This is a genomic window from Kocuria sp. PD6, assembly GCF_031844145.1.
GTDB lineage: Bacteria > Actinomycetota > Actinomycetes > Actinomycetales > Micrococcaceae > Kocuria > Kocuria marina.
The window spans coordinates 196,827-217,318 of record NZ_JAUZUS010000004.1; the positions used below are offsets into that span (position 1 = coordinate 196,827).

Below are 20,492 nucleotides of genomic sequence, written 5' to 3' on the forward strand. Positions count from 1 at the left end.
CCAGCCCAACCCCCCCCCAGGGTGCGCCGTCGTCGGAGCCGGCCGGGTTGGTGCGGCAGCGCTCGCCGACGCCCGCGCGGGCAGTCCCCGTACCCGCCGCGGGGATGACTCCTCCCCGTAGAATAAACGCATCATGACTGACGACGCAGCGACTTTGCACCCCACCGTTCCCGCCGACGCACCCGTGCGCGTGCGCTTCTGCCCGTCCCCCACGGGCACCCCGCACGTGGGTCTGATCCGCACGGCCCTGTTCAACTGGGCGTGGGCCCGCCACACGGGCGGCACGCTGGTGTTCCGGATCGAGGACACGGACGCCGCCCGCGATTCCGAGGAGAGCTTCCAGCAGATCCTGGACGCCCTGGGCTGGCTGGGCATCACGTGGGACGAGGGCGTTAACGTGGGCGGACCCCACGAGCCCTACCGGCAGTCCCAGCGCGGCGAGATCTACCAGGACGTCCTGACCCGGCTCGTGGCCGGCGGCTACGTCTACGAGGACTTCTCCACGCCCGAGGAGGTCGAGCAGCGTCACCGTGCCAAGGGTGAGGACCCCAAGCGCGGGTACGACAACTTCGATCGCGACCTCACAGAGGAGCAGAAGGATGCGTTCCGGGCCGAGGGCCGCAAGCCCGTGCTACGCCTGCGCATGCCGGACGAGGACATCACGTTCACCGACCTCGTGCGCGGTGAGATCACTTTCAAGGCGGGCTCGGTCCCGGACTTCGTGGTGGCCCGCGCGAACGGCCAGCCGCTCTACACACTCGTGAACCCCGTGGACGACGCCCTCATGGGGATCACCCACGTACTGCGCGGCGAGGACCTGCTGTCCTCCACGCCCCGGCAGATCGCGCTGTACCGCGCCCTCATGGGCATCGGGGTCGCCGAGTTCATCCCCGAGTTCGGGCACCTGCCCTACGTCATGGGGGAGGGCAACAAGAAACTCTCCAAGCGGGACCCGGAGTCTAACCTCTTCCACCACCGCGACAACGGGTTCATCCCCGAGGGTTTGCTGAACTACCTGGCCCTGCTCGGATGGTCGCTGTCCGCGGACGAGGACATCTTCACCGTGGACCAACTCGTGGCGAACTTCGACATCCACGACGTCCTGGCCAACCCTGCGCGCTTCGACCTCAAGAAAGCCACGGCGATCAACGGCACGCACGTGCGCATGCTGGACCCCCGGGACTTCCGGGACCGGCTGATCCCGTACCTGCGCTCCGCCGGCCTCGTGGGGGAGACCCTGACCGAGAAGGAGAACGACGTCCTGGATCGGGCCGCCCCGCTCGTGCAGGAGCGCATGAACCTGCTCGGTGAGACCCCCGGCCTGCTGGGCTTCCTCTTCCTGCCGGACGAGCAGATCGAGATCGCCCCAGACGCCGCCAAGCAGCTCAAGGACAGCGCACCCCAGGTGCTCGACGCCGCTCTCACGGCTCTCGAGTCGCTGGAGGAGTTCTCGGCCGAGAAGATTGAGATCGCCCTGCGCGAGGCAATCGTGGATGGGCTGGGGATCAAGCCGCGCCTGGCGTTCGGCCCGGTCCGCACGGCAGTGTCCGGCCAGCGGATCTCCCCGCCCCTGTTCGAATCCCTCGAAATCCTGGGGAAAGAATCGTCACTCAAGCGCATTCGCGCGCTGCGCGAGCAGCTCGCCGCGTCCTGACCCGATCCGTCCGCGACGGGTGGGTGTCACCCGGGAGGCGACCCCCACCCTGCGGACCGGTTTGGCAGCGGCGGGTTCCCCGGGTATAGTTATTGCTCGTTGCGCGGCCGATCCGGTGCGGACCGGGCGGGCAGCGAGACCTTTGGGATATGGTGTAATTGGCAACACAACGGTTTCTGGTACCGTCATTCTAGGTTCGAGTCCTGGTATCCCAGCGCTTTCTGGCATCGGACGGACCACGGTTCGAACGGACCGAGCACCGCTGTTCCACGGTGGGTTTTCCCGAATTGGAGCATTACCGCGAAGATGTTACTGTTTGGTGCGTCAACGCGGGACCGCACAGGAACGAGTTTCCGACAGCGGTCCACGGAAAGTACACGGCCCCATCGTATAGCGGCCTAGTACGCCGCCCTCTCACGGCGGTAACGCGGGTTCGAATCCCGCTGGGGTCACTACGGAAGAGCCCCGGTTTCCGCGGAAACCGGGGCTCTTCGCATGTCTGCCACCCACTGCTCCCGTCCGTTCCCGGCGCGCTGCCGCGACGCCCGCGTGACGGCTGGCACAATGATCGTGTGAACACCGAGAACGCACCGGCCGTGCCGCTCATCGAGTCCCTCGAGACCACGCGTGAGCTCTTGCGCTCCACGACCCTGCCGCTCGCCACGGCGAGCGCGGCGCAACAGCGCGAGAACGCGGCGCGTGCCGTGGCCCAGTTGGACGACTACGTCCTGCCGCGTGTCCGTTCGTTGGACGCCCCGCTGCTGGCCGTGGTGGGCGGTTCCACGGGCGCGGGAAAATCGACCCTGGTCAACGCCCTCGTGGGCCACCCGGTCACACGCTCCGGGGCCATTCGCCCCACCACGCGCAGACCCCTGCTGATCCATCACCCGAGCGACGCGGGGGCGTTCACCACTCAGCGTGTGCTGCCGCACCTGGCCCGGGTCCAGGGGACCCTCGTGGATCCCTCTCGCCCCGCGCCGGCGCCCGACGACGGTGGGACGGCCGTGGAGGACATTGGGTCCCTCGTGTTGCTCGCGGACCAGAACATCCCCAAGGGCCTCGCGATCCTGGACGCCCCGGACGTAGATTCCGTCTCGGACAATAACCGGGCCCTGGCCGCCCAGTTGCTCTCCGCCGCGGACCTGTGGCTGTTCGTCACGACCGCCAATCGCTACGCGGACGCCGTGCCGTGGCAGCTGCTGCGCAACGCTGCGGGGCGCGACATCACGGTGGCCGTGGTGCTGGACCGGGTGCAGGCGTCGTCGGCCGCGGAGATCGAGGAGGACCTGCGGCGGATGCTCAACGAGGAGGGACTGGGTGGCGCCCCGATCTTCGTGGTCGAGGAGTCCCCGCTCAACGAGCTGCGCATGCTGCCCCCGGCCGCCGTGGAACCGCTGCGTGAGTGGCTCGAGACGCTCGGCGCGGACGCGCAGGCCCGCTCGGAGATCGCCGCGCGCACCCTCGGGGGAGCGGTGCGGGAACTCGCGGACACGACCGACCGCACCGCGGAGGCCGTGGCGGGCCAGCAGCACACGGAGGAGCACCTGCGCCGCGAGGTGACCACGTCCTTCGACGAGGCGCTGCGCGCGATCATCGACTCCACTCGGGACGGGACCCTGTTGCGCGGTGAGGTGCTCGCACGCTGGCAGGACTTCGTGGGAACCGGCGAGTTCTTCCGCAGCCTCGAGGCGGGAATCGGGCGGCTCCGGGACCGGGTGACCGCGTTCTTCAAGGGCCAACCCGCACCCGAGGTGCGCGTGGAGGAAGCCATCGAATCGGGTCTGCAGGCCGTGATCGTGGAGAACACGGCCCGTGCCGCGGAATCCGCCGAGCGGCGCTGGCGTGACGAGCCCGCCGGACAGGTGTTGCTCGCGGGCCGGGATGCGGCCGCCCTGCCGCCGGACTTCCCCGACCAGGTCGCGGAGAGCATCCGGTCGTGGCAGTCGGACGTCATGCTCATGATCCAGCAGGAAGGCGCGGGCAAGCGCACGCGGGCCCGCGCAATGTCGCTGGGCGTGAACGCGCTCGCCGTGATCCTCATGATCGCCGTGTTCTCGACCACGGGCGGGCTGACCGGCCTGGAGGTCGGGATCGCGGGCGGTTCGGGTGTCGTGGGGACCAAACTGCTCGAGGCGGTCTTCGGTGAGGACGCCGTGCGCCGGATGAGCGACCAGGCGCGCAAGAACCTGGAGACCCGGATCCGGACGATGCTGGCCGGTCGGGCCAAGCAGTTCCTGGACACGATCGACGAACTCGGGGAGCACCCCTCGGCCGAGCAACTGCACGCAGCGGCCGCCCGCGTGCGCGCAGAGAGTGAGGCCCTGTGAACCCGCGTTCCCGGGACCAGGACGTGTCCCTGTCCGATCGGATCTCCGGACTCGCGCAGGCCGTGGAGATCGCGGAGGGTCGCCTGGACGCCGAGGTGATCCGGGGTGCGCGGGAGACCCTCGAGCGCGCCGCGCAGCGCCGGGCGCTGTCTGCGGACCACACCGTGGTGGGCTTCTTCGGCGCCACGGGCTCCGGCAAGTCCTCCCTGTTCAACGCCGTGGTCGGTCGGGACCTCGCCCGTAGTGCGGCGCGCCGACCCACGACCTCCGCACCGCTCGCCGCGATCTGGGGGGATGAGGGCAGCCAGCCGCTGCTCGACTGGCTCGACGTCGCTGACCGCAGGGTCGTGGGTCCCGCGCTGAGCACGTCCACCGGGCGCGGGCGCAAGGCGAGCACCACGAGCGGTGGGCTCGTGCTGCTGGACCTGCCGGACTTCGACTCCGTGACGCGGGAACACCGGCAGATCGTCCAGCGCATGGTCGGTCTCGTGGACGTGGTCGTGTGGGTCGTGGACCCCCAGAAGTACGCGGACGCGGTGTTGCACCAGGACTTCGTGCAGCCTCTCGCGCGCCACGGCGCCGTGACCATGGTCGTGCTCAACCAGGCGGACCGGCTCGATGAGCGGGACGTCCCCTCGGTGCTCGCATCGCTCACGGAACTCGTGGCGCAGGACGGCCTCCCCGCGACCGGGCCGAGCGCGCCCGTGGCCGTCTCCGCTCTCACGGGTCAGGGTGTCCCGCAGCTGCGGGACCGGATCCACGCCGTGGCCGCCCAACGCGCCGCCGCCGGGCAGCGGCTCGAGGCGGACGTCATTCACAGCGCCGGGGAACTCGCGCGCGCCGCGGGGGAGGGCGATCCGCGCGGGATCACCAAGGACGCGAGTGAACGGCTCACCGCCGGGCTCGCGCGTGCCGCCGGCATCGACCTGGTCGCGGACGCCGCGGCCCGTTCGTACCGGTTGCGCGCGGGGCGGCACACCGGGTGGATCGCCACGCGCTGGCTCGCCCGCCTGCGCAAGGACCCGCTCAAGCGCCTGCACATCGAGAGCCATGACAAGCACTCGGACCCCGGGGTGCACCGCACGTCCCTGCCGCCCATGAACGCGTCCCAGAAGGCCGCCGCGGACTCCGCCGTGCGCGGTTTCGCGGACGACGTCTCCCAGGGCGCTGGGGAGCCGTGGCGGCGCAGCATCCGTGGCGCCGCCCGCAGCAACGAACAGCGGTTGCCGGACGCGCTGGACCAAGCCGTCGCACGCACCAAGTTCTCCGCGCGCGGGGCGTCCTGGTGGTGGATCGTCTTCGACGTCCTGCAGTGGCTCGCCATGCTCGTCACGGTGCTCGGTCTGTTGTGGTTGCTGGGTCTGTTCCTGGCCGAGTACTTCCAGATCCCCCTGCCCCCGCCACCCACGGTCGAGGGCTTCCCACTACCCGTGCCCACGCTCATGGTGCTCGCGGGGGTCGTGCTCGCGCTCTTCCTCGCGCTCACGGGCGCGGTGATCGCGTCGCTCGCGTCCCGTGTCCGGGCCTCGCGGGTACGACGTCGCTTGCAGCGTTCCGTCCGCACGACCGCCGAGGAGACGGTCCAGGCCCCGGTGGAACACGAACTCGAGGCGCACCGCGAGTTCACCGGGGCCGTGGCACGGGCGGCGCTCACGCGGCGCTGACCTGCACGGCGTGCTCGGGGCTCACCCTTGCGGATGCGCCCGGCCCGGGTTGCGCCCACGGGCTCACGCGGCGCTGACGCGCACGGCCTCCGAGAGGTGCCGGGCCGCCTGGACCACGATGTCCGCGTGCTTCCGACCGGGCTGCTTGGACAGGCGTTCGATGGGTCCCGAGATGGACACCGCGGCGATCACCCTGCCCGAGGGTCCACGCACGGGCGCGGAGACCGAGGCGATCCCCGGTTCGCGTTCGCCGATCGACTGGGCCCAGCCGCGGCGTCGTACCCCGGCGAGGGTCGTGGCGGAGAACCGCGCGTGATGCAGCCCCTCGATCAGGCGCGCGTGGTCCTCCCACGCCACGAGCACCTGCGCGGCGGAGCCCGCCTTCATGGACAACTGGGTGCCCACGGGGATCGTGTCGCGCAAGCCGATGGGCCGTTCGGCCGAGGCCACGCACACGCGCCACTCGCCCTGGCGGCGGAACACCTGGGAGGACTCACCGGTACTGTCCCGCAACTGCAGGAGCACGGGGGCCGCGGCAGAGATCAGCCGGTCCTCACCCGCGGCCGAGGCGAGCTCCACGAGGCGGGACCCGAGGACGAAGCGCCCGTGCACGTCCCGGCCCACGAACCGGTGATGGGCGAGCGCCACTGCGAGCCGGTGGGCGGTGGGTCGCGCGAGCCCCGTGGTCTCCACGAGATCCGCGAGGGAGGCCGCGCCGGCCTCAAGGGCGTCCAGGATGAGGGAGGCCTTGTCGATGACCCCCACGCCGGAGGGGGAGAACGAGGACTCCTCGGGCATGCCCGAGCCCGTCCCTCGGCCGCCCAGGGGAGAGCCCAGGGGGGCTCCGGAAGGATCCATCGCGTGCGTCGTGTCCATGCCTTGATATTGCCGTCTCACAATGCGAGAAGCAAGTCCGAGGAGTGGAACTACTCGCCGCGAGCAATGACCATGATGGCAACGGTCACGTGCGGGACGCGCGAACGCCGCCCACGCGGCGTCGCCCACCGCACGCCAGGACACGAGCAGGAGTGACGAGATGACGAGCACACAGACCACCGCGCCGCGGACGCTGGCGGAGAAGGTGTGGAACGACCACCTGGTGCGCCAGGGTGAGGCCGGACGCCCCGACCTGATCTACATCGACCTCCACCTGCTCCACGAGGTCACGAGCCCCCAGGCCTTCGAAGGCCTGCGGCTGGCCGGACGCGGACTTCGGCGCACCGATCTGACAATCGCGACCGAGGATCACAACACGCCCACCGAAAACATCTTCTCGACCATCGCGGACGAGACCTCCCGCAAGCAGATCGAGACGCTGCGCCGCAACTGCGAGGAATTCGGTGTGCGGCTGCACTCCCTGGGGGACGCCGAACAGGGGATCGTGCACGTGGTGGGTCCGCAGCTGGGGCTGACCCAGCCGGGGATGACCGTGGTGTGCGGTGACTCCCACACATCCACGCATGGAGCCTTCGGGGCGCTCGCGTTCGGGATCGGCACGTCCGAGGTGGAGCACGTCATGGCCACCCAGACCCTCTCGCTCGCACCGTTCAAGACCATGGCCATCAATGTGGAGGGCACGCTCAAGCCGGGGGTCAGTTCCAAGGACATCATCCTGGCCGTGATCGCCAAGATCGGCACGGGCGGCGGGCAGGGTCACGTGCTCGAGTACCGCGGGTCCGCGATCCGCTCCCTGTCCATGGAAGCGCGCATGACGATCTGCAACATGTCGATCGAGGCGGGTGCGCGGGCGGGGATGATCGCGCCGGACCGGACCACGTTCGACTACGTCGAGGGCCGCCCGCACGCGCCACAGGGTGAGGACTGGGACGCCGCCGTGGAGTACTGGAAGACCCTGCGCACGGACGAGGGCGCCACGTTCGACCGCGAAGTGTTCATCAACGCGGATGAACTGGAGCCGTTCGTCACGTGGGGCACCAACCCGGGTCAGGGCGTGCCGCTGTCCCAGGCGGTCCCGGATCCGGAGGACGCCGGGGACGACAACGCCAAGGACGCCGCGCGGCGCGCCCTCGAGTACATGGGCCTGGAAGCCGGAACACCCATGAAGCAGATCCCCGTGGACACCGTGTTCCTGGGCTCGTGCACCAACTCCCGCATCGAGGACCTGCGGGCCGCCGCGGCGATCGTCAAGGGCCGCAGCAAGGCCGAGAACGTGCGGGTCATGGTTGTCCCCGGTTCCGCCAAGGTGCGCTTGCAGGCCGAGGCTGAGGGGCTGGACAAAGTGTTCACGGACTTCGGCGCGGACTGGCGCTTCGCGGGATGCTCCATGTGCCTCGGGATGAATCCGGACCAGTTGGCGCCGGGGGAGCGCTGCGCCTCCACGTCCAACCGCAACTTCGAGGGGCGCCAGGGCAAGGGCGGGCGCACCCACCTGGTGTCGCCGGTGGTCGCGGCGGCCACGGCCGTGCGGGGGACCCTCAGCGCGCCGTCGGACCTCGAGCCGGTGGCCTGAGCCCCGCAACCCGCCGCGACGTACACCACCAGAAAAGGACACAGCCATGGAGAAGTTCACCACCCACCGGGGCGTGGGTGCCCCGCTCAAGCAGTCGAACGTGGACACCGACCAGATCATCCCCGCCGTCTACCTCAAGCGCATCACCAAGACCGGTTTCGACGACGCCCTGTTCGCCGGGTGGCGCAAGAACCCCGAGTTCGTGCTCAACCAGCCCGAGTACCGCAACGCTTCCGTGCTCGTGGCCGGCGCGGACTTCGGTACGGGGTCGTCGCGCGAGCACGCCGTGTGGGCGCTGCGCGACTACGGGTTCAAGGCCGTGATCTCCTCCCGTTTCGCGGACATCTTCCGCGGCAACTCGGGCAAACAGGGATTGCTTGCGGCGCAGGTGGACCAGTCGGACGTAGAGCTGCTGTGGAAGCTCATGGAGGAGCAGCCCGGCGTGGAGATCCAGGTGGACCTGGAGTCGCGCACCGTCACGTGCGGGCCCGTGACGGTGCCCTTCCAGATCGACGACTACACCCGCTGGCGGCTCATGGAGGGTCTCGACGACATCGGGTTGACCCTGCAGCATGAGGCGGACATCGATGCGTACGAGCGCACCCGCCCCGCGTTCAAGCCCACCACGCTGCCCGCCCGAACCTGAGTGGCGGCTGGACCGATCAGCGGTTCGAGCCGGTAGAATGTCGAGGTCCCGTGCGTGTTCCGCGCCCGGGAGATCCCTTCCCGCAGATCGGTAGGTCATGACTTCTTTGCGCATCACCGGCGGCGTTCCGCTGTCGGGTCAGGTGACGGTACGCGGCGCCAAGAACCTGGTTCCCAAGGCCATGGTGGCCGCGCTGCTCGGCTCCACTCCTTCCACGCTGGGCAACGTGCCGGAGATCAAGGACGTCAAGGTCGTCACGGACCTGCTGAGCCTGCACGGTGTGGAGGTCACGCGCGAGGACGCGCGGGGTGAGTTGACGCTCGACCCCACCAACGTGACTCGTGCCCGCCATGCGGACATCGACGCCCACGCCGGCGACTCGCGGATCCCGATTCTGCTGTGCGGCCCGCTGTTGCACGCCCTGGGAGAGGCGTTCATCCCGGACCTGGGCGGGTGCCGGATCGGTGACCGACCCATCAACTACCACCTCGAGGTGCTGCGCAATTTCGGCGCCAAGGTGGAGAAGCTCGATTCGGGGATCCGGATGAGTGCACCGCACGGGTTGCAGGGCGCCAAGATCGACTTGCCGTACCCGTCCGTGGGGGCCACGGAACAGGTGCTGCTCTCCGCCACGCGTGCCGAGGGCCATACCGAGCTGCGCGGTGCCGCGACCGAGCCCGAGATCATGGACCTGATCGCGATCCTGCAGAAGATGGGCGCGCTCATCACCGTGCAGACGGACCGTGTGATCCGCATCGAGGGCGTTCCTGAACTCACGGGGTACGTGCACAGCGCGCTGCCCGACCGCATGGAAGCGGCGTCGTGGGGTTCCGCGGCACTGGCCACCGGTGGTGACATCTTCGTGGCCGGCGCCAAGCAGGCGGACATGATGACCTTCCTCAACACCTTCCGCAAGGTGGGCGGTGGGCTGGACATCCGCGAGGACGGCATCCGCTTCTACCACCCGGGCGAGGACCTCAACCCTCTGATCGTGGAGACGGACGTGCACCCCGGATTCATGACCGACTGGCAGCAACCGCTCGTGGTCGTGTTGACCCAGGCCAAGGGCGTGTCGATCGTGCACGAGACCGTGTACGAGAACCGTTTCGGCTTCACGCGCGCGCTCAACCGCATGGGCGCCGTGATCCAGTTGCACCGCGAGTGCCTGGGCTCGGTGCCGTGCCGCTTCGGGCAGCGCAACTTCCTGCACTCCGCCGTGATCTCCGGCCCCACGCCGTTGCACACCACCGACATCCACATCCCGGACCTGCGCGGCGGATTCTCCCACCTGATCGCGGCGCTGTCCGCGGAGGGCGTCTCGCACGTGACCGGTGTGGAACTGATCAAGCGCGGCTACGAGCACTTCACCGACAAACTGGGTGGGCTGGGCGCGAACTTCACCGTCGACGAGCGGTGAGCCCCCGCCCGCACCGCACGGCTCACCCGATCGAGGGAACTGCAATCCGTCCAGCAAGGAGTGACAGCCCGGATGAGTAGGACCTCGCAGCGTTCAACGTTCCGCGTCCTCGCGGGGATGGTGATCCCCGTCTACCGACTGTTCGCCAGATCCCACTGGCGTGGCCGGGAGAACTTCCCGGACTCCGGCGGTTTCGTGGTGGTGGCCAACCACCTCACGGAGCTCGATCCGATCACCGTGGCCTACCCGGTGTACGCGTCCGGGATCATGCCGCGGTTCCTGGCTAAGGAGTCGTTGTTCCGGGTCCCGGTGGTGGGCACCATCATCGCGAAGATCGGGCAGGTCCCCGTGTACCGCGGAACCTCGCGCGCCAAGGACTCCCTGGTGGCCGCCCTGGCCGAACTCGACAGCGGCGGCGCCGTAATCGTGTATCCGGAGGGCACCATCACGCTGGACACCGAGATGTGGCCCATGCGCGGGCGCACGGGAGCCGCTCGTCTCGCGCTCAAGGCCGGCGTCCCGGTGGTGCCCATGGCGCACTGGGGGGACCAGGAGATCCTGTACCGGGACCCCAGCGGTCACCGCACGGTGAGCCTGTGGCCCCGTAAGCGCGTGGACGTGCTCGTGGGAGAGCCGATGCACCCGGAGGACCTCGTCCCCGGCGGTCTCCAGCGCCCTGGTCATCCGTCCTCCGACGAGCTCACGAAGGCCACCGAATCCATCATGGGTGCGATCACCGATCTACTGGGTGAGTTGCGGCAAGAAGAAGCACCGCGCGAGCTCTTCGACCCGCGAGCCGGGAAGGTGGCCCCGTGACGCCGGATCCGAACGGTCCCCGCAAGGTCACCGTGCTGGGAGCGGGTTCGTGGGGCACCACGTTCGCCAAGGTCCTCGCGGACGCCGCCGCGGATGCCGGCGCCCAGCGCACCGTGTGTCTGTGGGGCCGCGATCCCGAGTCGATGCAGCGGATCGCCCGCGAGCACCGCAACGACCGCTACGTCCCGGAGATTGAGCTACCGGAAACCCTCGAGTACTCGAGCGACCTGCGCTCGGCGCTCGCGGGAGCGGACCTCGTGGTCGCCGCGATCCCCGCCCAATCGCTGCGCGCGCAACTGGGCGCGGCGGCGTCGTACGTGGAACCGGAGGCCGTGATCCTGTCCCTGGCCAAGGGACTCGAATCCGGGACCGGGCTGCGGATGACCCAGGTGGTCGCTCAGGTGCTCGCCGAACACACGCAGCGCACCGCGGAGGAGTGGGCCCGGCGCACGTGCGTGCTCTCGGGGCCCAACCTGGCCATGGAGATCGCGCGGGAGGAACCCACGGCGTCCGTGGTCGCGGCCACCGATCACGACACCGCCGCGTGGGTTGCGCGCTGCTGTGCCGCACCCTATTTCCGGCCCTACACGAACACGGACGTGATCGGCACCGAGATCGGCGGTCTCGTGAAGAACGTGATCGCCCTGTGCGTGGGGATCTGCGACGGCCGCGGCTACGGGGACAACTCCAAGGCCTCGGTCATGACGCGCGGCCTGGCCGAGACCACACGGCTGGCCCTGGCGCTGGGCGGCGACCTGACCACCTTGTCGGGGTTGTCCGGGATGGGCGACCTCGTGGCCACGTGCTCGTCCTCCCTGTCCCGCAACCACACGGCCGGTAGGCTCCTGGGGGCCGGACTGAGCCTCGAGCAGGTGCAGGACGCCATGACCCAGACCGCGGAGGGGATCAAGTCCGCCCCCGCGGTCCTCGCCCTCGCGCGCCGCCACGGCGTGGACATGCCCATCACGGAGGCCGTGGTGAGCGTACTGCGCAACGACGTTCCGGTCCACGAACTGGCGCCCAGGCTGTTGGGCCGCGATCTGAAATCCGAAGGGAACAGCGCATGAGCACCACCCACGAGAACCCCGAGTCCACCGCCGCGGGCAGTAAGCCGTGTGTCGCGGTCGTGTTCGGCGGGCGCTCGTCGGAACATTCCGTCTCCCTCATCACGGCGCGCTCGGTACTGCGGGCCATCGACCGTGACACATGGGACGTGGTGAGTGTGGGGATCTCCACGGACGGCGCATGGTTCCTGTACTCCCAGGAGGAACTCGAGGCGCTGCTCGACGAGCAGCCCATGGCGCAGCTGCCCGTGGGGCGGCGACGAGTGAGCCTGCCCCTGCAGACGGGGGACAGCCGGCTGCTGATCCACGATTCGGACGAGCACGGTGCCGCCCTGACCCGCGGCCGCCACGTGGACATCGTCTTCCCGTTGCTGCACGGTCCGTTCGGTGAGGACGGGACCCTGCAGGGGCTGCTCGAGCTCGCGGACCTGCCGTACGTGGGGTGCGGCGTGGCGGCCTCGGCGATCGGGATGGACAAGCACTTCATGAAGCTCGCGTTCCAGGCCGCCGGACTCGAGGTGGGTCCGTACACCGTGGTCCACGACCGCACGTGGCGCACCGACCCGCAGGGCGTGCACCGCGCCGTCGCCGAGCTGGGCTTCCCGGTCTTCGTCAAGCCCGCGCGCGCCGGGTCGTCCTTCGGGATCACCCGGGTGGACGACCCCTCCGGACTGGACGCGGCCATCGAGACCGCGCGCGAACACGACCGCAAGCTCGTGATCGAGGCGGGCATCGACGGCCGTGAGATCGAGTGCGCCGTCCTGGGTGGCCACGGCACCGACGATGCCCGCGCGTCCCTGCCCGGGGAGATCGAGGTGCAGGGTCACGCGTTCTACGACTTCGAGGCCAAGTACCTTGAGGACGACGGCGCTGCACTTTCGTGCCCCGCGAAGCTCCCGGAGGACGTGATCGACACGCTGCGCCGCGAGGCGGTGCGCGCGTTCCACGCCGTGGACGGTGAGGGGCTCGCACGCTGCGACTTCTTCGTGACGCCCGATCACCGCGTGATCATCAACGAGATCAACACCATGCCCGGGTTCACCCCCATCTCCATGTACCCGCGCATGTGGGACGCGAGCGGGCTGCAGTACAGTGCACTGATCGACGAGTTGATCACCCTGGCGCTCGAACGGCCCGTGGGGCTGCGCTGAATCCGCCCACGCACGCCGCGTGAGGGTCGCGTGAACGCCGGGGTCGGAAGGGGCACCCCGTGTGGCACAAACGCGATGACATGATCGTCCACGAGACCGACCCGTACAACGCGGAACCACCCCGGTCGGGACTCCACGATCCGATCACGACCCCCGATTCCTTCTACGTGCGCAATCACGGCCCGGTGCCCGAGAACGACCCCGGGGACTGGGCGGTCACGGTCGACGGGCTCGTCGACGAGCCCGCGAGCTTCACGCCGGAACGGTTGCGGGAGGAGTTCACGCACCACACGCTCACGGCCACGATGCAGTGCGCGGGCAATCGCCGTGCCGGTTTCCTGCCCGTGCGTGACATCCCGGGGGAGGACCCGTGGGGACCCGGGGCCACCTCCACCGCGCCGTGGACCGGGGCTCGATTGTGCGACGTCCTGCGGTCGGTCGGTGTCGCGAACGGCGCCCGGCACGTGGAGTTCACGGCCTCGGACGTCTCCGACCTCGCGGATCCCCCGCAGGCCTACGGCGGGTCGATCCCGCTCGCCAAGGCGTTGTCGTCCGAGGTGCTGCTCGCGTGGGCGATGAACGGCGAACCCCTGCCCGTGGTGCACGGGGCGCCCGTGCGCGTCGTCGTCCCCGGGTACGTGGGGGCGCGCAGCGTCAAGTGGTTGCGCGGGATCACGGTGCGCGCGGACCCGTCCGAGAACTACTTCCAGGCCACGGCCTATCGCGTCCTGCCGCCCGAGGCGGACCCGGATCACGCCGGGCCGGGGGACGGCATCAGTCTGGGATCCGTCGCGTTGAACTGCGACATCCTGAGCCCGGAGGAGCATGAGCACGTTCCGGGCGGTCCGGTGCGCGTCACCGGGTACGCGTACGCGGGGGACGATCGCACGGTGGCGCGCGTGGACGTCTCCGGGGACGACGGGCGCACGTGGCACCAGGCCGAGCTGGATGTGGCGGCCTCCCCGTGGGCGTGGCAGCACTGGGAGGCACTTGTCCCGGTGACCGGGGCCGGGTCCCATGTCCTGATGGCCCGCGCGTGGGACAGCACCGGCGCGTGCCAGCCGGAGTCACCGCGAGCGCTGTGGAACCCCAAGGGTTACGTGAACAACTCGTGGGCCCGGGTGGAGGTCACGGTCGAGTGAGGCCGCCTTCTAGGGGCGGCCCTGCTGCTCCAGGGTGTCCTTGACGGACAGGCACTGCCGGGTCTGCTCGATGTTCTGCATGGCGGATCCCGTGTCCACGAGTGCGGTCGAGGACGGCACGCGGCTGCTGTCGAAGAGCACCTCCACCGCGGGGGAACGGCCGTAGGTCACCGCGCGCCACTGGTCCTTCTGATCCGGCACCTCGGAGATCAGCCAGTCCACGCCGTTGACGTTCGTGCACGGGTCCGTGGTGGGTCCCGGTTCCTCCGCGCCGCAGCGCACGATCATGGCCGACGGGTCCCCGTAGGCCGTGGTGCCCTGGCTCGAGGTCTCCCGCTGATCCATCCCGCTCACCGACTCGGGCATCGCGAGCATCACGGACGCGCAGTCGGGGTTGGCGTTGTCCGGGGCGCCGTCCACGGTTACGGTCGAACCGCACCCGGTGAGCACGAGCGCACCTACGACAGCCGCGCCGACCACGCGGCGGCGGGACGACGACGTCGGTCGCGCCCTCCCGCGCCCCGTGGCGGCGGCGTGCCCTGCGCCTCGTACGACGCCGCGCAGCCGCGGCCGAGTCCCGGGGGCCTGCGCGGCGGACGTGGGCGTGGACGGGTGCTGCGGGGCCGGGGGAATCATGGCACCCAGGATAGGTGCTGCACCCGGGAGTTCGGTGACTGTGCCCGTCGGAATGGCTCGCTAGTGTAAGGGACATGACGCACGAGCCCGCCGCCCCGCCCGGGACCACCGTGTCCCAGCTCAGCGAGACCGAGCTGCTGGACGCGTTCCTCCCGGGCGCCACCACGGACGGACCGCACGTCCTGGTGGGACCCGGGGACGACTGCGCCGTGATCGCGGCCCCCGGCGAGCGGGTGATGGTCACCACGGACACGCTGACCGTGGACCAGGACTTCGCGATCGTGTGGCCGTGCGGTTACCGCACCACCGGCGCGGACGTGGGGCACAAGTGCGCCGCGCAGAACCTCGCGGACATCGCCGCCATGGGGGCCGTGCCCACGGCCATGGTCGTGTCCCTCACCATGCCGGGGGACACCCAGGTCGCATGGGTTTCCGAGTTCGCGGCGGGACTCTCGCGGGCCTTCGGTGAACTGGGCGCGGCGGAGTGTGCGCTCGTGGGCGGGGACCTCGGGTGGGGGCGGGAACTGTCCGTCACGGCCACGGTCCTGGGCAGGCTCGAGGGTGAGCCCGTACTGCGCAGTGGGGCCGGACGGGGCGGGACTCTCGTGCACGTGGGCGTGCTCGGCCGCGCGGCGGCCGGACTGGACGCCCTGCAGACCCCCGTGCCAGGGCGCTGGGACGGCGTCCCCGAGCCCGAACGGACCGCGCTGCACCGCGCCCAACTGCGACCGGCCCCGCCCGTTTCCGTGGGGGCGGAACTCGCTCGGGCAGGGGCGATCGCCATGCTCGACATCTCGGACGGTCTGTTGCGCGATGTTCGCCGGATCGCACGAGCGAGCGGCGTGAGCATCGACCTGGACCCGCAGGCCCTGGAACCCGCGGTGCACACGCTCGCCCACGCGGGGGAGGCCGTTGGGGTGGACCCGTGGCAGTGGGTGCTCACGGGGGGTGAGGACCACGGTCTGCTCGCCGTGCTCCCTGTGGATTCCCCGCTGCCGTCCGGGGTCCGTGCGATAGGCTCGTGTGCACCCTTGCCCCGCGAGGACGGCCCCCGGGGCGGTGGCTCGTCAGCAGGGAACGGAGCACGGCAGCGGGGCCACGAGCGCGGCACCGTGACCATTGCGGGCCGGAGCCCCCGGCAGTGGTTTGGTCGCGATGTCGTCGAAGGATGGGATCACTTTGAGCCATAGAGTCGGCTCGTCTACCACCGAGATACGCAACTGGCTCGACGCCGCGCACCGCCGGCTGCGCGAGCACGCGGACGTCCTAGACGATCTCAACGTCTTCCCCGTCGCGGACGCGGACACCGGTGCGAACCTCAGCGCCACGGTGGGATTCGCGGCGGAGGCCGCGCACCTGATCGAGGGCAGGGACGTGGGCGAACTGCTCGTCTACGCGGGCCAGGCCGCCCTCGAACAGGCCCGCGGGAACTCCGGCGTACTGGCCGCGGTGGCGTTGACCGCCATGGGCCAGGCGGTGGAGGGCTGCGTGCGGCTGACCGCCGCGCAGCTCAAGGCGGCGCTCATGGCAGCCCAGGTCCGGTGCTGGTCCGCACTCACCGAGCCCGTTCCGGGGACCATGATCTCCGTCCTGCAGGCCGCCGGGGAGGTACCCGTCCCGGACACCGCCGCGGAAGGGTCCAATCAGCAGCTCGTCGAGTGGCTGGACCTCATGGTGCAGGCCGCCACGCAGGCCGTGATCGACACCGTAGACCAGATTCCGGTGCTCACTGAACGCGGCACGGTGGATTCCGGCGCGCTCGGCATGCTCGTCATCCTCGCGGCGCTGCGCACCGAACTCAGCGGGGAGGACTCGGCCGCGGACCCCGTGCAGGACATCGTCCGGGACCACGCGCTGCCGCTCACGAGTGGCGAACAGGAGCCCTCGGATGGGTACGAGGTCATGGGCACCATGGACCTCTCCGCCTTGGACGCCGCCGAACTGCGCCACGAGCTCGACGACGCCGGGGACAGTGTGATCGTCAGCGCGGTCAGTGAGAACGAGAACGGGTACACGTGGCGCGTCCACGTGCACGTCGCGGACCCGGACACCGCGCTGGACCTCATGCGCCAGCGCGGCACCGCGCGCAATGTGACAGTGACGTCCCTCGCGGCGGAGCCACGGTGACCAGCCACCAGCCGGACGGGGATGCGCCTGCCGCGCCGCAGGGGTTGCCCGCCTTCGCGGACCTGCTGGACCAGCCCCTGACCCGTTACGTCCCCGGGAAGTCCCCGCGCTCCACGGTGTCCCTGCTGGCCAAGGACCTGGGGATCACCACGGTGGGCCAACTGCTGGACCACGCGCCACGGCGTTACATCCGCCGGGGGAAGATCCAGGCGCTCACGGACCTGGTGGCGGGGGAGCGGACCTCGTTCGTCGCACGCGTCGAGAGCACAAGCACCCGGCGCATGCGCAGTGATCCTCGGCGCAGTCTCACGGACGTCACGGTCTCGGACGACTCCGGTGCCTACCTGAAGATCACGTTCTTCAACGCGTACTCCGCCCAGAAGGACCTCCCCGTGGGGGCGCTCGCCCTGTTCACGGGGAAACCGGAGTTCTACCGGGGGAACCTGTCGATGGCGGGCGCGGACTACGCCCTCGTGGACACCCCCGAATCGGTGTCCCGTGCCACCTCGGACTCCGGTGAGCTCATGCCCATCCCCGTGTACCCGGAGTCCGGCAAGCTCACCACGCCGCGGATCGGAAAGGTGGTCCAGCACGTACTGCTCACCGCGGACCTGGACGCGATCCAGGACCCGCTGCCGCCCGACGTCGTCGCCGCGCAGGGACTGCCGGAACCGGGACAGGCCTACCGGGATCTGCACGTTCCCGAGACCGTGGCGGCCTACGAACGGGCGCGCAATCGGTTCCGGTTCCAGGAAGCGTTCGTCCTGCAGGCCGAGCTCGTGCGCCGTCGCGCTGAGCACGCCGCGCATCCGGTGGCCCCACGACCACCGCGGGAGGACGGCCTGTTGGCCCGCTTCGACGCCTCCCTGCCCTTCGCCCTGACCCCTGGCCAGCGGGCGGTCGGGGAGGAGATCTCCAGGGAGATCGCGGGCACCGCACCCATGAACCGGTTGCTGCAGGGCGATGTGGGCTCCGGTAAGACCGTGGTCGCGCTGCGGGCCATGCTCCAGGTCGTGGACCACGGCGGTCAGGCGGCCATGCTCGCCCCCACCGAGGTGCTCGCCGCGCAGCACCACGAGAAGATCACGGCCGCACTGGGCCCCCTCGCCATGGCCGGGCAGCTGGGTGGGGACCCGGAGGCCACACGGGTCACCCTGCTCACCGGCAGCATGTCCGCACCCGCCCGCCGCAAGGCCCTCCTGGACATCGCCAGCGGCGCCGCGGGCATCGTGGTGGGCACCCATGCCCTGATCCAGGACGCGGTGCAGTTCGCGGACCTCGGCTTGGCCGTCGTGGACGAGCAGCACCGCTTCGGCGTGGAGCAACGCGACGCCCTCCGGGACAAGGCCGGCCAGGCCCCGCACACCCTCGTGATGACGGCCACGCCCATCCCGCGCACCGTGGCCATGACGGTCTTCGGCGACGTGGACGTGAGCACACTGCGGGAGTTGCCGGGCGGGCGCCAACCCATCGACACGTTCGTCGTGGGCCTCGCCGAGCACGGCCCGGCCTGGGAGCGCCGCGTGTGGGCGCTCGCCGCGGAGCACGTCGCGCGCGGCCGGCAGGTCTACGTCGTCGCGCCCAAGATCGGCGATGACGCCGCGGTGCCCCCCTTCGAGAGCCTGCGCGATTCCATCGAGACGCAAGAGGAGGATCTCGAGCCCGCGACCGTCACGTGGCTCACCGAGCTCGTGGCCGCACAGCCCGAGCTTCGGGGCGCCCGCGTGGCCGTGCTGCACGGGCGCCAGGACACGCCACTCAAGGCTCGCACCATGGCGGACTTCGCGGCGGGGAACACCGACGTACTGGTTTCCACCACGGTGATCGAGGTCGGGGTGGACGTCCCCAACGCCACGCTCATGATCATCGCGGACCCGGAACGGTTCGGGATTTCCCAACTACACCAGCTGCGCGGGCGGATCGGGCGCGGTGAGCACCCGGGCACGTGCTTGCTCGTGACCCGCACGCCCCCCGATCATCCCGGGCGCGCGCGTCTCGACGCCGTGGCCGCGACCACGGACGGCTTCGATCTCGCGGAAGTCGATCTGAGCCTGCGCAAGGAGGGGGACATCCTGGGCGCGTCCCAGTCCGGGGGCCGCTCCGGCCTACGGTGGATCAGTGCACTGCGGGACGAGGCCCTTGTCGCACGGGCCAGGGCCGCCGCGGAGATCGTGGTCCACGACGACCCGCAGCTCACCGAACACCCCGCCCTGCGTGCGGCGATCACACGGGTCCTGGACGAGGACCGACAAGCATTCCTGGAGCGAGGATGACACGGATCATAGCCGGACGAGCCGGCGGCCAACGCTTGAAGTCGGTGCCCGGCTCGGCCACACGACCCACGACCGACCGGGTCAAGGAATCACTGTTCGCCCGGCTCGACGCCTGGGGCATGTGTGAGGGCGCACGCGTCCTCGACCTCTTCGCGGGCTCGGGCGCCCTGGGCCTCGAGGCGGCGAGCCGCGGAGCCGCGACCGTCACGCTCGTGGAACGAGCGGCCGTGGCGGCGGCGGTGTGCCGGGAGAACGCGACGCTCGTAGCGGCGTCGTGCCCGGACACCAAGATCATCACCGTGCAGTCCGCCGTGGCCGGGTACCTGGGCCGCGCCGCGCACCACCGCTGGGACCTCGTGCTCGCCGACCCGCCCTACCCTCTGGACAACGATGAGCTCGCCCGGACGCTCTCGCGGCTCGCGGGTCGGCTGGGGCCGGGTGGGGTGATCGCGGTCGAGCGTTCCACACACACCGAGGAGCCCGCTTGGCCCCGCGGCCTGCGCCGTTTCGAGGACGGCGAGCATGGCGAGACCCGCTTGTGGTTCCTCGAAGCGGACGACGACGCGCCCGGTGCCTCGGACGCGGACTGACCTCGGCGGTACCCCGGCCCTGGCGTCGTCGACCCGGGCCCCTGCGCGGTCGACCTGGTGAGCTGCACCGGCTCAGGTACCTCGCGAGCCGGAGCTGCGCGAGGCCGAGCGCGCCGTCGTCGGCGCCCGGTGACGGCCTGTCAGACCGCGGCGGCGAGTCCCGCCATGGCCCCGCGCAGTACGTCCGTGCGCTTGCAGAACGCCAACCGCAGCCAGTCCGCGTACAGCCCCCGGTTCGCGGGACCCGCGAACGCCGAGACCGGGATGCCCACCAGACCCGCGTTCTCGGCCCAGTGCCGGCCGAGGTCCGTGGCGTTGTCCACCCCGGCGAGCGCGTAGTGATCGCTCACGTCCGCGACCGCGAAGAACGTGCCCTCGGGAACCGGCGGGGTCAGCCCGGCCTCCCGCAGCCCGGCCACGAGCACGTCTCGGCGCTCGCGGTAGTCCCCCAGCAGCGCATCGTAGAACGCGGGCGGGAAACTCAGTGCATGGGCCACGGCGTGCTGCAGCGGGGC

Annotated in this window: 17 protein-coding genes and 2 tRNA genes; 16 read left to right on the top strand and 3 right to left on the bottom strand. The window is 70.4% G+C overall.

The features are described 5' to 3' along the window. Window positions 1–133: 133 nt before the first annotated feature. From gltX to Q9R22_RS05365, 5 genes are all read left to right on the top strand, one after another. The gene (gene gltX, locus Q9R22_RS05345; RefSeq protein ID WP_131332699.1) at window positions 134–1,654 is read left to right on the top strand and encodes a glutamate--tRNA ligase; all 1,521 of its coding nucleotides are present in this window, start codon (window positions 134–136) and stop codon (window positions 1,652–1,654) included. A gap of 143 nt (window positions 1,655–1,797) precedes the next feature. Beyond that, window positions 1,798–1,869, top strand: a tRNA-Gln gene (locus Q9R22_RS05350). Between the two features lie 164 nt (window positions 1,870–2,033). Then, window positions 2,034–2,106, top strand: a tRNA-Glu gene (locus tag Q9R22_RS05355). A 120-nt stretch (window positions 2,107–2,226) separates the two neighbouring features. Beyond that, window positions 2,227–3,981, top strand: a complete 1,755-nt coding sequence (locus Q9R22_RS05360) for a dynamin family protein (RefSeq protein ID WP_131332700.1) — start codon at window positions 2,227–2,229, stop codon at window positions 3,979–3,981. Next, window positions 3,978–5,645, top strand: a complete 1,668-nt coding sequence (locus Q9R22_RS05365) for a GTPase (RefSeq protein WP_131332701.1) — start codon at window positions 3,978–3,980, stop codon at window positions 5,643–5,645. The genes Q9R22_RS05360 and Q9R22_RS05365 overlap by 4 nt, the downstream gene beginning before the upstream one ends. A 63-nt stretch (window positions 5,646–5,708) precedes the next feature. Here Q9R22_RS05365 and Q9R22_RS05370 read toward each other — a convergent pair whose 3' ends face one another. After that, window positions 5,709–6,521 carry an IclR family transcriptional regulator gene (locus tag Q9R22_RS05370; RefSeq protein WP_098054712.1) on the bottom strand — a complete coding sequence of 271 codons (813 nt, stop codon included), beginning with the start codon at window positions 6,519–6,521 and terminating at the stop codon, window positions 5,709–5,711. 160 nt (window positions 6,522–6,681) lie between these two features. Between Q9R22_RS05370 and leuC the strand changes: the two genes are divergently transcribed. The 7 genes from leuC (at window position 6,682) to Q9R22_RS05405 (ending at window position 14,351) form a co-directional block, all read left to right on the top strand. After that, window positions 6,682–8,115 carry a 3-isopropylmalate dehydratase large subunit gene (gene leuC / locus Q9R22_RS05375; protein ID WP_098054710.1) on the top strand — a complete coding sequence of 478 codons (1,434 nt, stop codon included), beginning with the start codon at window positions 6,682–6,684 and terminating at the stop codon, window positions 8,113–8,115. A 46-nt stretch (window positions 8,116–8,161) separates the two neighbouring features. Then, a complete protein-coding gene (gene leuD / locus Q9R22_RS05380; protein ID WP_035964598.1) occupies window positions 8,162–8,761 on the top strand; it encodes a 3-isopropylmalate dehydratase small subunit in 600 nt (199 codons plus the stop codon). A 97-nt stretch (window positions 8,762–8,858) separates the two neighbouring features. After that, the gene (gene murA, locus Q9R22_RS05385; RefSeq protein ID WP_311254116.1) at window positions 8,859–10,178 is read left to right on the top strand and encodes a UDP-N-acetylglucosamine 1-carboxyvinyltransferase; all 1,320 of its coding nucleotides are present in this window, start codon (window positions 8,859–8,861) and stop codon (window positions 10,176–10,178) included. A gap of 72 nt (window positions 10,179–10,250) precedes the next feature. After that, window positions 10,251–10,994 carry a 1-acyl-sn-glycerol-3-phosphate acyltransferase gene (locus Q9R22_RS05390; RefSeq protein WP_098054707.1) on the top strand — a complete coding sequence of 248 codons (744 nt, stop codon included), beginning with the start codon at window positions 10,251–10,253 and terminating at the stop codon, window positions 10,992–10,994. After that, on the top strand, window positions 10,991–12,061 hold the full coding sequence (locus Q9R22_RS05395; protein WP_131332703.1) for an NAD(P)H-dependent glycerol-3-phosphate dehydrogenase: 1,071 nt from the start codon (window positions 10,991–10,993) through the stop codon (window positions 12,059–12,061). The genes Q9R22_RS05390 and Q9R22_RS05395 overlap by 4 nt, the downstream gene beginning before the upstream one ends. Continuing rightward, a complete protein-coding gene (locus Q9R22_RS05400) occupies window positions 12,058–13,209 on the top strand; it encodes a D-alanine--D-alanine ligase family protein (protein ID WP_035964592.1) in 1,152 nt (383 codons plus the stop codon). The genes Q9R22_RS05395 and Q9R22_RS05400 overlap by 4 nt, the downstream gene beginning before the upstream one ends. A 59-nt stretch (window positions 13,210–13,268) precedes the next feature. Continuing rightward, a complete protein-coding gene (locus Q9R22_RS05405; protein WP_131332704.1) occupies window positions 13,269–14,351 on the top strand; it encodes a sulfite oxidase in 1,083 nt (360 codons plus the stop codon). A 9-nt stretch (window positions 14,352–14,360) separates the two neighbouring features. Here the strand turns inward: Q9R22_RS05405 and Q9R22_RS05410 are convergent, their stop codons facing one another. Then, on the bottom strand, window positions 14,361–14,987 hold the full coding sequence (locus Q9R22_RS05410; protein WP_131332705.1) for a DUF3515 family protein: 627 nt from the start codon (window positions 14,985–14,987) through the stop codon (window positions 14,361–14,363). 74 nt (window positions 14,988–15,061) lie between these two features. On the opposite strand from Q9R22_RS05410, the gene thiL reads away from it, so the two are divergent. The 4 genes from thiL to rsmD are packed head-to-tail and all read left to right on the top strand — an operon-like array spanning window position 15,062 to window position 19,977. Continuing rightward, complete coding sequence (thiL, locus tag Q9R22_RS05415) at window positions 15,062–16,177, top strand: thiamine-phosphate kinase (protein ID WP_131332706.1); 1,116 nt, start codon at window positions 15,062–15,064, stop codon at window positions 16,175–16,177. Then, on the top strand, window positions 16,167–17,114 hold the full coding sequence (locus Q9R22_RS05420) for a DAK2 domain-containing protein (protein ID WP_239318329.1): 948 nt from the start codon (window positions 16,167–16,169) through the stop codon (window positions 17,112–17,114). The genes thiL and Q9R22_RS05420 overlap by 11 nt, the downstream gene beginning before the upstream one ends. Beyond that, complete coding sequence (locus Q9R22_RS05425; protein WP_396415664.1) at window positions 17,111–19,387, top strand: ATP-dependent DNA helicase RecG; 2,277 nt, start codon at window positions 17,111–17,113, stop codon at window positions 19,385–19,387. The genes Q9R22_RS05420 and Q9R22_RS05425 overlap by 4 nt, the downstream gene beginning before the upstream one ends. Further along, entirely contained in the window at window positions 19,384–19,977 is a 594-nt protein-coding gene (gene rsmD, locus Q9R22_RS05430; RefSeq protein WP_131332707.1) for a 16S rRNA (guanine(966)-N(2))-methyltransferase RsmD, read from the top strand. The genes Q9R22_RS05425 and rsmD overlap by 4 nt, the downstream gene beginning before the upstream one ends. A gap of 140 nt (window positions 19,978–20,117) precedes the next feature. On the opposite strand, the gene Q9R22_RS05435 is transcribed toward rsmD, so the two are convergent. Then, complete coding sequence (locus Q9R22_RS05435; protein ID WP_311254117.1) at window positions 20,118–20,474, bottom strand: hypothetical protein; 357 nt, start codon at window positions 20,472–20,474, stop codon at window positions 20,118–20,120. Between the last annotated feature and the right edge of the window lie 18 nt (window positions 20,475–20,492).

Coding starts and splice junctions, on each gene's coding strand:
- rsmD (WP_131332707.1), top strand. CDS start 19,384: ATGACACGGATCATAGCCGGACGAGCCGGCGGCCAACGCTTGAAGTCG.
- Q9R22_RS05400 (WP_035964592.1), top strand. CDS start 12,058: ATGAGCACCACCCACGAGAACCCCGAGTCCACCGCCGCGGGCAGTAAG.
- Q9R22_RS05390 (WP_098054707.1), top strand. CDS start 10,251: ATGAGTAGGACCTCGCAGCGTTCAACGTTCCGCGTCCTCGCGGGGATG.
- thiL (WP_131332706.1), top strand. CDS start 15,062: ATGACGCACGAGCCCGCCGCCCCGCCCGGGACCACCGTGTCCCAGCTC.
- gltX (WP_131332699.1), top strand. CDS start 134: ATGACTGACGACGCAGCGACTTTGCACCCCACCGTTCCCGCCGACGCA.
- Q9R22_RS05370 (WP_098054712.1), bottom strand. CDS start 6,521: ATGGACACGACGCACGCGATGGATCCTTCCGGAGCCCCCCTGGGCTCT.
- Q9R22_RS05410 (WP_131332705.1), bottom strand. CDS start 14,987: ATGATTCCCCCGGCCCCGCAGCACCCGTCCACGCCCACGTCCGCCGCG.
- murA (WP_311254116.1), top strand. CDS start 8,859: ATGACTTCTTTGCGCATCACCGGCGGCGTTCCGCTGTCGGGTCAGGTG.
- leuC (WP_098054710.1), top strand. CDS start 6,682: ATGACGAGCACACAGACCACCGCGCCGCGGACGCTGGCGGAGAAGGTG.
- leuD (WP_035964598.1), top strand. CDS start 8,162: ATGGAGAAGTTCACCACCCACCGGGGCGTGGGTGCCCCGCTCAAGCAG.